Below are 14,442 nucleotides of genomic sequence, written 5' to 3' on the forward strand. Positions count from 1 at the left end.
TAGCAGGCTCGCGAAGGCGGCATATAAGCACCGTTTCTCCGGCTTTGGAACACCCCATACGATTTCCGCTTGGGAAGAAAATGGTTTTGTTGTGTAGCCCGGAATTTTGGATTTTCTTTCCCTTTGCCTAGAGTTTTTGCTTCTAGCGGGGGTATGGATGTAGCGTGATCAGCCGGCTTCTGTGGGCCATCGGCGGAGGCTTCGGCCACTGCCGCCGACATGACGCCACGTGAGCGCGGTTGTGTCGCGTGAGGCTTGCCACCGCCGAAGCCGGCGCACTACAACTGTTGAGCCTTTGCTTGCCTCGAGGTTGGGAACGAGGAAGCGATCGCCGACGGGAGGTATCATGGCGACATCCACCAGCGAGGCGGGCGCGCCGGTCGCAAGGCCCTGGCTCAACAGCTATCCCGAGGCGGTTCCCACCGAGATCGGGCCGCTTCCGGACCGCTCGATCGGCGAGTTGCTGGTCGGCGCCTGCAAACGCTATTCCGGCCGCGCCGCCTTTGCCTGCATGGGCAAGCAGATGACCTACGCCGATCTGGAAACCAAATCCGCGGCGTTCGGCGCCTTCCTGCAATCGAAGGGGCTGGCCAAGGGCGCGCGCGTCGCGATCATGATGCCCAACGTGCTGCAATATCCCGTCGCCATGATGGGCATCCTGCGCGCCGGCTATATCGTCGTGAACGTCAACCCGCTCTACACGCCGCGCGAGCTAGAACACCAGCTCAAGGATTCCGGCGCCGAAGCGATCGTCATCCTCGAAAACTTTGCCGCGACGCTGCAGGCGGTGGTGGCGCATACAGCGATCAAACATGTCGTCGTCGCGACCATGGGTGACATGCTCGGCCTCAAGGGGCTGCTGGTCAACCTGGTGGTACGCCGCGTCAAGAAGATGGTGCCGGCCTGGTCGCTGCCCGGCCACACACCCTTCCCGACCGCGCTGAAGGGCGGCAGCCGCCTGAAACCCGTCGAGGTCGGTCCGGACGACGTCGCCTTCCTGCAATATACCGGCGGCACGACCGGCGTCGCCAAGGGCGCCACCCTGCTCCACCGCAACATCCTGTCCAATGTTGAGCAGCTCAAGCTGTGGTTGGAAGACGCCTACAGCGTCAAGGCCAAGCCGGAAAACCTCACCTTTGTCTGCGCGCTGCCGCTCTACCACATCTTCGCGCTGACGGTGAACGCGCTGATGGGCATGCAGCAGGGGGCGCTCAACCTGCTCATCCCCAACCCGCGCGACATCCCCGGCTTCGTCAAGGAGTTGGAGAAGCAGCCCTACCATTTCTTCCCCGGCCTCAACACGCTGTTCAACGCGCTGCTCAACAACGAGGATTTCCGAAAGCTCGATTTTTCCGCGCTGGTGCTCACCATGGGCGGCGGCATGGCGGTGCAGAAAGGTGTGGCCGACCGCTGGCAGGCGCTGACCAAGGTCAGCATCACCGAAGGCTACGGACTGTCCGAGACCTCGCCGGTCGCCACCGCCAACCGCGTCAGCGGCGGCTCCTTCACCGGTACGATCGGCCTGCCGATCCCCTCCACCGACATCGCCATCCGCGACGACGACGGCAACGATTTGCCGCTCGGCCAGGTCGGCGAGATCTGCATCCGCGGTCCGCAGGTGATGGCCGGCTACTGGAACCGGCCCGACGAGACCGCCAAGGTGATGACCGCCGACGGCTATTTCAAATCCGGCGACATGGGTTTCATGGACGAGCGCGGTTTCACCAAGATCGTCGACCGCAAGAAGGACATGATCCTGGTCTCCGGCTTCAACGTCTATCCCAACGAGCTGGAGGAAGTCGTGGCGGCGATGCCCGGCGTGCTGGAGGTCGCGGCCATCGGCGTGCCCGACGAGCATTCGGGCGAAGTGCCGAAACTGTTCGTGGTGAAGAAGGATTCTGCGCTGACCGAGGACATGATCCGCGACTTCTGCAAGAACAACCTCACCGGCTACAAGCGCCCGCGCTACATCGAATTCCGCACCGAACTGCCGAAGACGCCGGTCGGCAAGATTCTGCGGCGGGCGCTGCGGGGGTAGCGCGACGCCGTGTGAATCGGGTGGTTTGGCCTCTATTATCCGCCGCAATAAGCGCTTGCCGCCGCCCTTGATTTTTCCGCTTGACTTTGACGCCGCGTCAAACCGCCACAAGGTATCCGGATGATCGGATAAGGAGGCGTCGGTGTTTCGAATAGGCGAGTTTGCGCAGATCGCCCAGGTGTCGGGACGGCAGTTGCGCTTCTACGACCAGATCGGCCTGCTGCGGCCGGCCCGGACCGACCCTGAGACCGGTTATCGCTATTATAGCATACGGCAGCTTCAGCGCCTGAATCGCATTCTTGCGCTCAAGGAGCTTGGTCTTTCGCTCGACCAGATCGCGCCGCTGCTGCAGAACGAGATTTCTCCGGCAGAACTGCGCGGGATGCTGATCATCAAGCGGTCGCAGGTCGAGCAGTCGCTGCGCGAGGAGGAGGCGCGGCTCCGGCACATCGAATCGCGAATCGCACAGATCGACCGGCAAGATGGAATGGATGGGTACGACGTCGTCGTGAAATCCGTCCCCGCCACGCCCTTCCTGGCGCTGAAGTGCTCCTGCCAGGACATGGAAGAGGCGGTGCACATGATCCGTGCGGTCGCCGATGACGGCGGCCGTCAGATCCGCATACCCCTTCGCGACAAGCTAGTCGTCGTGGCGCGCAACGATCACGAAGACGAGAGACTCGAACTTGAGATCGGCTTTTCGCTGACACGCCCCTCGAATGCCAGCGTGCGCATAGCCGGCGACCACGTCCTGAAACCAAGCGAGCTTCCGGCGGTCAAAACCATGGCGACGATCGTCAGAGTGGGTACGGATCCGACGAGCCACTCCTCCTTCGGCGCCATCGGCACATGGATCGAGGCGAACGGCTGCGAAATCGCCGGCTCCTGCCGCGAGGTGTTCCTCGAACCCGTTGTCGGATCGCCAGGCCTCGCGGCGGCGCTGGTGGAAATCCAGTTCCCGGTTCGCAAGGCCGCCTGACAGACAGCCCTCCATCATTGCAATTCGCCCGGACGCGGCACGGCGCGCCCGGCGAGCGTTCCCGCGCCTTCCTCCGTGCGCCAAGACAAGTGGAAAGGAAAACCAAATGCTCACGATCCACGGCGTTCCGCTGTCGGTCCACACGCGCAAGACCATCGTCACCGCGATTCTCAAGAAGCTTGATTACAGGCTGGAGGTGGTGATTCCGGTCATCCCCGGCAATCCGCCATCCAATTGGAACGAACTGAGCCCGACCGGGCTCATCCCGGTCATGGAAGACGGCGATTTCAGGCTGGCGGACTCGACGGCCATCTGCCTCTATCTCGAGAGAACATATCCCTCGTCGGCGATCCTGCCGGCAGACCCCGACAGCTACGGCCGCGCGCTGTGGTTCGACGCCTATGCCGGCGGAACTCTCTTCCGAAACGTCATCCACCCGCTGTTCCACCAGACGGTCGTCCACCCCAAGATCCGCAAGGAGGCGACCGACCAGGCAATCGTCGATACTGTTCTGGATACCGTGCAGCCGAAGATTTTCGGCTATCTGGACTCACAGGCGACGAGACAATTCCTGGTCGGCGACGCACTGACCATCGCCGACATCGCGATCGCTTCGAACTTCATCGTCTATCAATATATGGGCTTCCCCGTCGATCCGGACCGCTATCCGGCTTTGGCAAGATATCTTCGCGGGATTGTCGCCAGCAAAGCGTTTGCGACGGCGCTGGCCGACGAAAGACCTTTCGTCGAGCAGATGGGGTTGGACCAAAGTTTCCTGCACTAAGACCGCCACGAAAAGCGCCTGTCCCGGGTCCGCCCGGTTCGGGACGGAGCGCATTGCCGACCGGAAACCCTTTTTGTCGGTCGAGAAGCGGGATAAAGTGGATTGTCGCCGTGCGTTTAAGGGCCTGTTCAGCTTTCCGCGCCTAGCTCGGCCGACCGTGCCGGGCACGGCATAGGCAAGGGGGGACGGCCATGCACATCGGCTCGACACGGATCGCAGGCAAAACCCTTCGCATCCCGGCTGTCGTCGTGACCTCGCTGGCGCTGGCGTTGGGGCCAGCGCTTGCCCAATCGCTCCCCGTCCAGCTCGGGCCGACACCGTCCGAGGACGTGATGCCGATGGCGGCGAACGGCCTCACCCTAGGTCTTGCCGCGCTGCCCGGCTATGTCTCCGACATCATGCAGCGCAGCGCGGTGCCGGGCGTCGCGGTTGCCGTCGTGCATGGCGGCGAGACTGTGTTTTCGCAAGGTTTCGGCGTCAGGAGACTGGGCGATCCAGCGCCCGTCGATCCCACCACCGTCTTCCAGGTCGCGTCGGTGTCCAAGTCGATCTCGGCGACCATCGCCGCGATCCAGGTCACCAAGGGCGTCGTCTCGTGGAATGATCCGGTCTCCAGCCGGCTGCCGGGTTTTGCGCTGAGCGACCCCTATGTATCCGCCCACGCCACCATCGGCGACTTCTTCGCGCACCGCACCGGCCTGCCCTTCGCCGCCGGCGACGAGTTGGAGGACCTGGGGTTTTCGCGCTCCGATATCCTGGCGCGCCTGTCTCAACTGCCGCTGGATTCGTTCCGCACCTCCTACCACTACGCCAATTTCAGCACGACCACCGCCGCCGAGGCGGTGGCGGCCGCGTCCGGGCAGGCTTGGGAAGACCTGGCGCAGGACGTTCTCTACAAGCCGCTCGGCATGACCTCCACCAGTTCGCGCCACGCCGACTATCTGGCGCGGCCGAACCGCGCCGTGCTGCACGCGCTGGTCGACGGCCGCTTCCAGCCGCTCTATGACCGCGACCCCGACGCACAGGCGCCGGCGGGCGGCGTGTCGTCCAACGTGGTCGATCTCGCCGAATGGCTGAAACTGCTGCTCGGCGTGGGTCACGCTCCGCGCCAGCCGAACATCGCGGCGAAGGACCTGCAACCGGCGATCACCGCGCAATCCTTCAGCTCCCCCGCACACGCGGCCGACGCGCGTTCCGGCTTCTACGGCTACGGCTTCAATGTCGGCGTCAATCCGAACGGCCGCACAGGGATGGGCCATTCCGGCGCGTTCCTGCTCGGCGCCGGTACCTATTTTCAGATCCTGCCTTCCGCCGATATCGGCATCGTCGTGCTCACCAACGGCTCGCCGGTGGGCGCCGCCGAGAGCATCGCCGCCCAGTTCATGGATACGGTCCAATACGGCGCGCCGATCCGCGACTGGTATCCCCTCTACAACGGCCTGATGCAGGCCTACTACAACCCCGAGGGCGATCTGGCGGGCGAGCAGCCGCCGGCCAATCCGCAGGCCCCGAAACCGTTCGACAGCTATGTCGGCGAGTTCCGCAACCCGTTTTTCGGCACGGCAACAGTACGGACCGACGGCCAACAACTCTCCATCGCGCTCGGCCCCCGTCCGACCGTGTTCCCCCTAGTCTCTTGGGACGGCGACACCTTCGCCATGACGCCTTCCGGCGAGAACGCGCCGGCAGGCTCGAAGTCCACCGTCCGCTTCGCCATGCAAAACGGCGTTGCCACCGGCTTCACCATAAACTTCTACGACGCCAACGGCCTCGGCACGTGGCAGCGATGAGCGGCGCCAAGCCGGGTGCCGATGCGCCGACCCGGCCGGCGCCGATGGAGCGCGGCGGCTTCTACAACGAGCGCTCGCGGCTGCAGGCAGGCGGCGGCGCGCATGGGCTTCCGGCGATCGCCCGGGCATTCGAACGGATGCCGCTGGGCGACGGGCCGGTCACCATCGCCGACTATGGCAGTGCGCAGGGGCGCAATTCGCTCGTTCCGATCGGCGCGGCGATAGCCGAAACCCGCGCCCGGCTGGGCGCCAGCTCGCCCGTCTCAGTCGTCCACACAGATCAGCCAGACAATGATTTCTCGACGCTGTTTTGCCTGCTGAGGGACAGCGAGGACAGCTATCTCGGCGCGCAGAACATTTTCACCTCAGCCGTCGGCCGCTCCTTTTACGAGCAGGTGCTGCCTGCCGGTTCCGTCACCTTTGGCTGGTGTTCCTACGCGATCCATTGGCTGAGCGCCGCCCCAATCGCGGGGGCCGGGCATATCTGGTGCCGTCTCACCACGGGAGACACCCGCCGGGCCTTCGAGCGACGCTCGGCCGACGACTGGCTGATATTCCTCACCCACCGCGCGGCGGAGCTTCGGCCCGGCGGTTGCCTGGTGGTGGTGCAGCCCAGTATGCCCGACGACGAACCGTCGACCTTTCCGGTCCTGATGGGATGGGCGCAGGCAGAGCTCGACGCCATGGCGGCCGACGGCACGCTGCGCGAGGCCGAAGCAGCGCGCATGACGGTGCTCTGCTACGAGCGCTACCCCGCCGACGTGCGCGCGCCATTCGCCAATGGCGATTTTTGCGGCCTCGTCCTGGCTGAGGACTTTCTCAACGACCTGCCCGATCCGTTCTGGGGACCCTATCAGGCCACTGGCGACGCGAAGACACTTGCCGACCAGTATGTCGGCTTCTTCCAGGCTCCGTTCCGGCCGTCACTGCTCGCCGCGCTCGATCCCGACCGCGACACGTCGTTCCGCAAAGCCTTTGCCGACCGGCTCGAATCCGGACTGCACCGCCGCGTGATTGCTGAGCCACAACCTTTGATGACACCGCTCGCCGTCCACGTCTCGCTGATCCAGAAGCGATAGACGACGCTGGCCAGGAGGGCTGCCCTCGGACAGCCGCGGTCCTGACGCCGCGCCGACTGCAACAGGACCGGCCAGCGCCAATGCCTCCTACCGATACCCGGTCGCATCAGCCGGCTTGCCGGCATCCTGCACCTCGACGACATACCGCCAGGCATCGGGCCGCGAACCGTCGAGATCGGTGAAGCCGTAGACCCTCGCCAAGCCGCCGCTCGACAGCGACTGGCCGTTCCAGCGGGCGCGCTCCGGATCGGAGGCGAGCGCCGCAATCGCACGGCCGACAAAACGCGGCGTCTCGGAGATGACGAAATGCGGCACGATCTTCGTCCCGTCGCGCCAGTTCTCCTCGCTCACGCCGTAGTGGCCCAACATCATTTCCGAACGCAGCCAGCCGGGCGTGATCGACACGGAAGTCGCGCCGTGCGGCGCCAGGTCCTTGGCATGCGCCCAGGCCAGGCGGTTCACCGAGACTTTCGCCAGATCATAGAAGGGCGACAGCCGGTAGTGATCGGCATTGTATTCCGCCGTGCCATCGGTCACCTCGACCAGCAGCCCGCCCGGCCGCTCGATCAGCAGCGGCAGGGCGAAATGCGCGGTGATCAGATGGGTATCGACACCGAGCCTGAGCAGCCGTAAGCCGTTTTCCAGGTTATGGTCCCAGACCGGCTTGTTCCACTCGAATAGCGTTTCGCCACCCCAGACATCGTTGACCAGCACGTCGAGCTGGCCTTGTTCGGCGCGGATGCGCGCCACCAACGCCTCGACCTCCTGCGGCACCAGATGATCGACACGAACGGCAATTCCCTTGCCGCCTGCTGCCGTGACAAGGTCCGCCGTTTCTTCGATCGTCTCCGGCCGCTTGTATTCCGACTGCCGGTCGCGGGTCGTGCGGCCGGTCACATAGACCGTCGCACCTGCCGCGCCGAGTTCCGTCGCGATGCCACGGCCGGCGCCGCGCGTCGCGCCGGCCACCAGGGCGACCTTGCCTTCCAGGGACTGTTTGCTCTCGCTTGCCATCGTTTTCTCCTGCATTCCGTTCGCCGCGGCTCTGGCCATCTCCACCAAAGTCATTTATAAATGATCGTTCGTTTATAAATTAGAGTCAAGATGCCTCGGAAAAAGACCAAACCGGATGGCGATGTGCTCGACGCCGCGCTTGAAATCATCCATCGCGACGGACCAGAGGCGCTGACCTTTTCCGCCCTTGCCAAAGCCAGCGGCCTTTCCGGTGCAACGCTGGTGCAGCGTTTCGGCGGCAAGGATCGGCTGAAGCAGGTCGCCCTGCTGAATGCCTGGGATGCGCTCGACGAAAAGACCGCGCGGCTCTCGGCGGAAATGCCGAAGACGCCGGAGGGCGCCGTCGCGCTGCTGGTCGCGCTGTCCGGCAGCTATGGCGGCATCGAAGCCTATGCCGAGGGACTGATGGTGTTGCGCGAGGATTTTCGCGACCCGGTTTTGCGCGCGCGGGGCGCCGCCTGGAAAGTCGCGTTGTGCAATGCGCTCGACGCTTGCTTCGCCGCGGCGCCCGGCGCTCCGCAAGACATCGGCCTGCTGCTCGCCTCGCACTGGCAAGGATCGCTGCTGTGGTGGGGATTTGGGCCGGAACAACCGGTGCAGGAGTTTGTCGCCGACAGTTTGCGGCGCTTCGTGGCGGCCGTGGCCGGGCCATCATCCTCGGGCGCTGATCGACCATAGGACGGCGGGCCTCGCCTTCGCTTCGCCGCCACCTTATGGTTTGCAGGACAGCAGCTGGCGGGGGACAAGCATGGGCGAGGAAATCGATCTTGTAAGGGCGCTGCTCACTTCGCAACCCAGGCCGGCGAGCCTGGCGGAGCGGCGGGAACGACTGGACGCGGTCGCATCGGCCTACGGCGTCGCGCCGGACATACGCTTCGAGCCGGTAAGCGTCGGCGGTTGCGAGGCGGAATGGTCGCTGGCGCTTGGCAGCGACCCATCAAAAGTCCTGTTCTATTTTCACGGCGGCGGCTATTGCTCGGGCTCGATCAAGAGCCATCGCGGCATGGTCGGCGAGACCGGGCGCGCGGCCAAAATCCGCACGCTGGCGCTGGCTTATCGGCTGGCGCCGGAAAACCCGTTCCCGGCAGCGCTGGACGACGCCACCGCCGCCTTCGAATTCCTGCTTGCCCAGGGCATCGACCCGAACCGCATCGCCATCGGCGGCGACAGCGCCGGCGGTGGCCTGTCGCTGGCGCTGATGCAGCGCCTGCGCGACGCGAAAAAGCCGCTGCCGGCCGCCGCGTGGCTGGTGTCACCCTGGGTCGACCTGCAAATGACCGGCGCCACCATCGACAGCAAGGCGGCCATCGATCCGCTTATCCATCGCGACTATCTGGAGCAGCTCACCGCCAACTATCTTGCCGGCCACGATCCGCGTGACCCGCTGGTTTCCCCACTGCATGCCGACCTTTCCGGCCTGCCGCCAGTTCTGGTGCAGGTCGGATCGGCGGAAACGCTGCTCGACGATGCCGTGCGGATCGCCGGAAAACTCGGCGCGTCTGATGTGCCGACAAGGCTGGAGGTCTGGCCGCACATGATCCATGCATGGCATCTGTGGTCGGCAAAGCTCACCGCAGGGCGTCAGGCCACGCAATCGGCCGGCCGTTTCATCGCCGAGGCGCTGGGCGGCTGACTTCCGCGCGGGTCCAAGCCGTCATGCGCAACGACCGTCAGACCGTGGGCGCGTTGCCCCGGCCTGCGGGCGGTTCGAGCCGATAAACCCAAGCGGGCGTCCGCGCGGCTCCGTCGCCAACATCCGCCACGGCATATTCCGCGACGGCTCGCAGGCGGCCGCGCGGCAGGTGGGCGCGGCCCGGATCACCGACGAGCACCGCGATGCCGGCCGCAAGACACCGGTCGAGAAAGACCAGCATTCGCGCGGCAACATCCTTGTCATAGAACACGTCTCCCGCCAGCACGATGTCGGCGGCGGGCGGCGCTCCGGCCAGCACATCGCCCTCGAACAGCTCGACCGCTGCGCCGTTTTCGGCCGCGTTGAGCCCGACGGCGATACGCGCATGGCTGTCCGTCTCGGCGGCGAACACCCGCGCCGCGCCGGCTTTCGCGGCGGCGATACCGACAAGACCCGACCCGGCACCCAGGTCGAGCACGCGTCGTCCGGCGACGATCTCGGCATGGTCGAGGACATACCGGGCAAGCACCAACCCGCCCGCCCAGGGATAGGCCCAATAGGGCGGGATGGCGGCGGCGCCTCTGCCTGCGAGTCGCCACAGCCCGCTTGCCGGCGTCGCCATGTGCAGGCGGATCTCCGGCAGCGATAGCACCGGGGCAAGCCGCAGGTTGGCGCGGATGAATTGCGAGGAATCGAACTGCATCCGCGCAAACTAGGTGTTTTCGATGCGCGAGCGAAGCGTCGCACATCATGCGCGTTGCTCGCCCGGTCCGGGCAATTCGCGATCGGGCCGTCCGCCGCGCCGCAGGCGGCCCGATCATGCAGCCCCCGCCCTTGTCAGACGAAGCGGAAATCGGAGGCGTCGACCAGCGCGGAATTGAAATTGAGGATTTCGACCGTTCCCTCGGCGAAGGTCAGCACGGTCGATTGTCCCTGTTGTTCGACCTCGATGTCGTCGAAACCCTCCACGTCGAGATAAGTTGCGATCTCGATGCGGTCCTTGCCGTTGTCGAAGTAGCGGATCAGGTCATCGCCGAACGGGCTCAACTCGAAAACGAAGACGTCCTTGGCCCCAGTCTTGCCGTAGAGCACATCGTCGCCCGCGCCGCCGGACATCCGCGCCCCGCCGCCGCCGGCCCAGACCCGATCGTCCCCCTCGCCTCCCTTGAGATCGTCGAAGCCATTGCCGCCGTAGAGCCTGTCATTGCCCTCGTCGCCGGAAAGCTCGTCCTTGCCGGCCCCACCGCCGAGGCGGTCGTTGCCTTCGCCCCCTTCGACCGTATCGTTGCCCTTGCCGCCGCAGAGCGTGTCGTTGCCCACCTCGCCAAAAATCTCGTCGTCACCGGAATCGCCATGGACGCGGTCGTTGCCGTCGCCCGCCTCGATCTGGTCGTCGCCGCCGCGACCGCGGATGAAATCGTTGCCGCTCAGTGCGATGAGCTGATCGTCGTCACGGTGCCCGATGAGCTGGTCGCGGCTGTCGGTGCCGACGCGCCGGCTGATGCCGATTTCCTCGACCAGGTCGTTCAGCTCATCCCGGCTGAGCCGCGAGTCGCCGACGGCCACGAAGGCGTCGTCGAAGTCGCCGTCGAAATCGTCGGTGCTCGCAAGCCCGTCCTCGAAACTGACGACAGAGGCGTCCTCATCGTCCTCGTCCTCATCATCCTCGTCGTCCTCCAGATCGGCCGCGCGGGCGTTTTCGCCGGCCACGGGATTGAGGAAATTGAAGCCGTCGCGGTTCCCGGCGGAATGGAACGCCCGGATCGGCAGCAGATTGCCGTCGGCGTCGGTGACGAGCGGCGCCAAGCCGTCAAAGATCGTGGCCGGGCCGGGCGTGTAGGTCGTGGCATTGCTGCCGTCATAAAGATGCGCGACATCACCCGTCTGGAAGTTGCGGAAAAACAGGCCGCCGCTCGCATAGTCCTCGAGATCGATGCCGAGGTTCTCGATGTCGGGGATGAGGAAGAGACCGAGCGACTGCCCTTCAGGGACGGTCAGCGTGGCTTTGGCGCCCGCCTTCGCGACCGACGTATCGGCAAAGAGGATGCGCGCCTCGCCGATCTCGCCCGTCGTCGGATCGAAAAAATAGGCGCCGATCGCGTTCCTGGTGTTCGCATCCTCGCCGAGGAAAGTGACTGTCTTTTTCGTTCCGTCTCCCGCAAAGGCAAGATCGTCCGGATCGACGGGCTCCGAGTTATCGACCTGGCGCTGGTTCTGCAGGCCGCTGGCAAGTTCGACCTCTTCGTCCGGCAGCGTGATCTCTTCCTCGAACACCTGGCCGATGCCCCGCGCAAAATATTTGAAAGCGCCTACGCCGGGCTCCAGGCCCGACGTGTCGAGAATCTTCACGACATTGTGGTAGGTGCCGAAGTCGGTGGTGATGGTCAGGCCGGTGGCGATCACCTCGCCCTCATCCTCCGCCACGCCGGGATAGAGTTCCTGAAAATAACTGTCGCCGACCTTCGGCGCCGCGCGCATGATCCAGCCCGGCGCCGCGCCGTCCACGCCGGTCTCCCACGACCCGTCGAAGTCCGTGCCGATGAAGTTGCCGTCATCGTCGTAGCGGTAATTCACGACGATCTCGCCGAGATACCAGACATTGCCGGTATCGTCCTGCGCGTACCAGTCGAGCGTGTCCTCGGCCAGCGCGCGGTCCGCATAGGCGGTGTCGCGAACGACGGTGGCCGTGACGCCCTCGATCAGCTTCGTCTCGAAGGTGGCGAAATGATCGTTGCGCTCGGTTTCCACCTCCCCCGTCTCGGGGTCGGTGATCGCTGCGCCGTAGCTGTTGATCGTGCCTTCGGGCAGCGGGAAGAACGGGTTGTCGATGTCGGTGGAATTGCTGAATTTGGCGGCGGCGAAGTTGGGCAGAATTGGCATGGCATGTCCTCCGGGGCGGGGTTGCGTTGCGGGCGGGTACGCGCCGCAACGGACCGAGCATGGAGTGGCTGGGAGCCTACCGAAATCCGGCAGGTGTTAGCCTGGAGAACCCTTCGCCTTTTCAATTGTTTGCACGGTTCATCCTACGGATGTGAGTGCTCCGGCGGGCCAGAACAACCAACGAGAGTACGGGAATACAGCCTTCTAATCGCGAGGCCGGACTCGACAAGCCAGGCAGCCTACCGGCCAAACTCTACCTCGCCGCTGAAATTGAACACCGCGCGAACGCTGAACATGTGAGCTTTTTCGTGTTCCGCATTCATCGCGAAGGTGTAGGCCGCGGCGAGTTGCCATGAGGTTTCAGCCAACGGCTTGTCGCCATCGGGCGAATAGAGCACCTCGAAATCGGCTAGGTGCTCGCTGGTATCCGGGCCGTCGGCGATCATGTTCACCTGCTGCGTGTAGCTCGCAATGTAGGTCAGGTCGTCCGCCTCGAGCGCGGCGGAACCTGTGACCATCAAGGCATCGTCCTCGCCCCCATCGAAATGCCGGAGAAAGGCCACCTCGCCCAGCAGCCTGAGTGTCATGTCGTCCAGTTCGAAACTCCTGGCCGCCGCCGCCAGGTAAGCCATTTCGTCGCCGGTTTTCACGCCGTCTTCGATGTCCTCCTCGGTCGGTTGCCCCGCCTTCTGGTAGCGAAAGCCCAACCTGTAGCCGAATTCGCCGTCCCAATAGCAATCCGCCGGTTCCGAACCTTCGCAGCCGTCAAGCGTGATCGAGAACGACGACAGGCCCTTGGTGTTGCCCGCGCCGCCTTCCGCCAAAGTGGTCCTGCCCCGGTTGGTGAAGAGCGATTCGCTGAGCACCGTGCGATCCGTGCTGAACAAGGTCGCCGCCAGCGCATGGTTCAAGCCGAGGCCTTCGAAGCCGAGGACAACTTCCCCACCCACATGCGCTCGTCCGCGTCGAAGTCGGACGCCAGATCGTCGGCGTTGATCCCCGGGGCCACTTCGCTGAAGAGACTGAAGATCGTGTCGAATTTTCCCAGCCGCGTTGTCGTGGGACCAGCCTCGACCATGGTGTACAATTCGGCCACATAGGTGCCGATGCCAGCAAAGACCGCATCCGCGCCCGGCGCCGGGTCCACGACCGGCTCGGTGATGATGGACGTTGCCAGTCGCAGATAGTCGGTCGGCGCCACCACCAGGTCGGCCGTGATGGTCGGCTGAAGCACATAGGATTTCAGGGCCGGTGGTGTGGCCGCGAACACCCGGTCGCCTTGAAGCTCGGTCGTAATTTCAAATTCCGCGCAGGGCGCCGTGCATTCCTCGACGATTTCGCTCAGCTCGTCTTCTTCGGCCTCGACCGCCGTGGACAATGCCAGCGACAACAGGCCGCCAAGAAGCAAGCCCAGAATGCGCGCGGTTCGCGACCTCCCGCTGGATGTGCCGCAAACCTGTCCGGCGCCCATGGTCCGTTCGAAGAATCAGGACGACGGAAAACTGCCGCGCTCGGCCCGGTGCGATGCGGCGGTCAGCGCCTCCGACATCTCAGGGCGAGCGAGGCCACCGCCGGAGGCCAATGACGGCGGCACCGGGCGCGGCGGCAGCAGCAGCTCTTCAAGGAAATATGCGGACAGTGCCGCCCGGCCCGACAGCTCGGCCTTGTGGTAGAGCGTGGTCGCCTGCTGGCGGATGGTCGCCTCGCTCGCACCGCGAATGCGCGCGATCTCCTTGTGGCTGAAGCCCTTTATCAGCAGAAGCCCGACCTCCTGCTCTGCCTGCGTACAACCCCAGGCGGCAAACTGGCGCTGGATCGCGGCGCCGAGCTCCTGGAAATGGTCCGCCAGGCCGGAGCGCCATTGCGTGTCGCGCTCGCGCAGTCGCGCGATCTCGTCGCGCAGGTCGTAGCTATCGGCCTCCTGTTCGCGCAGGCGCGAAGACAGCAGCGCGACACAGGCCGAGCAACCGACGAGAAGCGCGATGCCCACGGCTTCCGTCAGAATATCCGCGACCGTGATGTCCTCCTCCTCCCGGAAAGCCTCCAGGCCGAGCAACAGGCAGAAAGTCCCCACTGCGCCTGCAATCAGGATCAGCCGGCCGCGCCCCTTGCTCCAGTCCATTGCTTGTCTCCCCGGGGGCCGGCAGCGGCCCCGCACGGTCGTCGCATGGCATGACTGCCGCCATTCTGCTCCGGCTGGCCGCGCGGCGCAACAATCGGCATCGAAGCTGTTGGTTGCGGCGTG

The 14,442-nt window shown here is 64.9% G+C and carries 13 protein-coding genes; 7 read left to right on the forward strand and 6 right to left on the reverse strand.

What is annotated here, in order from left to right; translation table 11 throughout:
• Positions 1 to 346: 346 nt before the first annotated feature.
• From ACH196_RS07450 to ACH196_RS07470, 5 genes are all read left to right on the forward strand, one after another.
• Entirely contained in the window at positions 347 to 2,038 is a 1,692-nt protein-coding gene (locus ACH196_RS07450; protein ID WP_396646195.1) for a long-chain-fatty-acid--CoA ligase, read from the forward strand.
• A gap of 142 nt (positions 2,039 to 2,180) precedes the next feature.
• A complete protein-coding gene (locus tag ACH196_RS07455) occupies positions 2,181 to 3,017 on the forward strand; it encodes a MerR family transcriptional regulator (RefSeq protein ID WP_396646197.1) in 837 nt (278 codons plus the stop codon).
• 106 nt (positions 3,018 to 3,123) lie between these two features.
• A complete protein-coding gene (locus tag ACH196_RS07460; RefSeq protein ID WP_396646199.1) occupies positions 3,124 to 3,801 on the forward strand; it encodes a glutathione S-transferase family protein in 678 nt (225 codons plus the stop codon).
• A 191-nt stretch (positions 3,802 to 3,992) separates the two neighbouring features.
• Positions 3,993 to 5,591 (forward strand): serine hydrolase, encoded by a 1,599-nt coding sequence (locus tag ACH196_RS07465; RefSeq protein WP_396646201.1) that lies wholly within the window; start codon positions 3,993 to 3,995, stop codon positions 5,589 to 5,591.
• A complete protein-coding gene (locus tag ACH196_RS07470; RefSeq protein ID WP_396646203.1) occupies positions 5,588 to 6,670 on the forward strand; it encodes a hypothetical protein in 1,083 nt (360 codons plus the stop codon). The genes ACH196_RS07465 and ACH196_RS07470 overlap by 4 nt, the downstream gene beginning before the upstream one ends.
• Before the next feature lie 87 nt (positions 6,671 to 6,757).
• Here ACH196_RS07470 and ACH196_RS07475 read toward each other — a convergent pair whose 3' ends face one another.
• Complete coding sequence (locus tag ACH196_RS07475) at positions 6,758 to 7,684, reverse strand: SDR family oxidoreductase (protein ID WP_396646205.1); 927 nt, start codon at positions 7,682 to 7,684, stop codon at positions 6,758 to 6,760.
• Between the two features lie 90 nt (positions 7,685 to 7,774).
• Here ACH196_RS07475 and ACH196_RS07480 point away from each other — a divergent pair, with 90 nt between their 5' ends.
• Complete coding sequence (locus ACH196_RS07480; protein WP_396646207.1) at positions 7,775 to 8,362, forward strand: TetR family transcriptional regulator; 588 nt, start codon at positions 7,775 to 7,777, stop codon at positions 8,360 to 8,362.
• 70 nt (positions 8,363 to 8,432) lie between these two features.
• Positions 8,433 to 9,317, forward strand: a complete 885-nt coding sequence (locus ACH196_RS07485) for an alpha/beta hydrolase (protein ID WP_396646209.1) — start codon at positions 8,433 to 8,435, stop codon at positions 9,315 to 9,317.
• Between the two features lie 37 nt (positions 9,318 to 9,354).
• On the opposite strand, the gene ACH196_RS07490 is transcribed toward ACH196_RS07485, so the two are convergent.
• The 5 genes from ACH196_RS07490 to ACH196_RS07510 form a co-directional block, all read right to left on the reverse strand.
• Complete coding sequence (locus ACH196_RS07490) at positions 9,355 to 10,020, reverse strand: class I SAM-dependent methyltransferase (RefSeq protein ID WP_396646211.1); 666 nt, start codon at positions 10,018 to 10,020, stop codon at positions 9,355 to 9,357.
• 134 nt (positions 10,021 to 10,154) lie between these two features.
• Complete coding sequence (locus ACH196_RS07495) at positions 10,155 to 12,197, reverse strand: calcium-binding protein (RefSeq protein ID WP_396646213.1); 2,043 nt, start codon at positions 12,195 to 12,197, stop codon at positions 10,155 to 10,157.
• 239 nt (positions 12,198 to 12,436) lie between these two features.
• Entirely contained in the window at positions 12,437 to 13,147 is a 711-nt protein-coding gene (locus ACH196_RS07500; protein WP_396646215.1) for a hypothetical protein, read from the reverse strand.
• Complete coding sequence (locus ACH196_RS07505; RefSeq protein WP_396646217.1) at positions 13,105 to 13,668, reverse strand: hypothetical protein; 564 nt, start codon at positions 13,666 to 13,668, stop codon at positions 13,105 to 13,107. The genes ACH196_RS07500 and ACH196_RS07505 overlap by 43 nt, the downstream gene beginning before the upstream one ends.
• Positions 13,669 to 13,683: 15 nt before the next feature.
• Positions 13,684 to 14,319, reverse strand: a complete 636-nt coding sequence (locus tag ACH196_RS07510; protein WP_396646219.1) for a helix-turn-helix transcriptional regulator — start codon at positions 14,317 to 14,319, stop codon at positions 13,684 to 13,686.
• Between the last annotated feature and the right edge of the window lie 123 nt (positions 14,320 to 14,442).

Origin of the sequence: Mesorhizobium sp. IMUNJ 23232 (assembly GCF_044326205.1) — a bacterium.
In the GTDB taxonomy this organism is placed as follows: Bacteria; Pseudomonadota; Alphaproteobacteria; order Rhizobiales; family Rhizobiaceae; genus Kumtagia.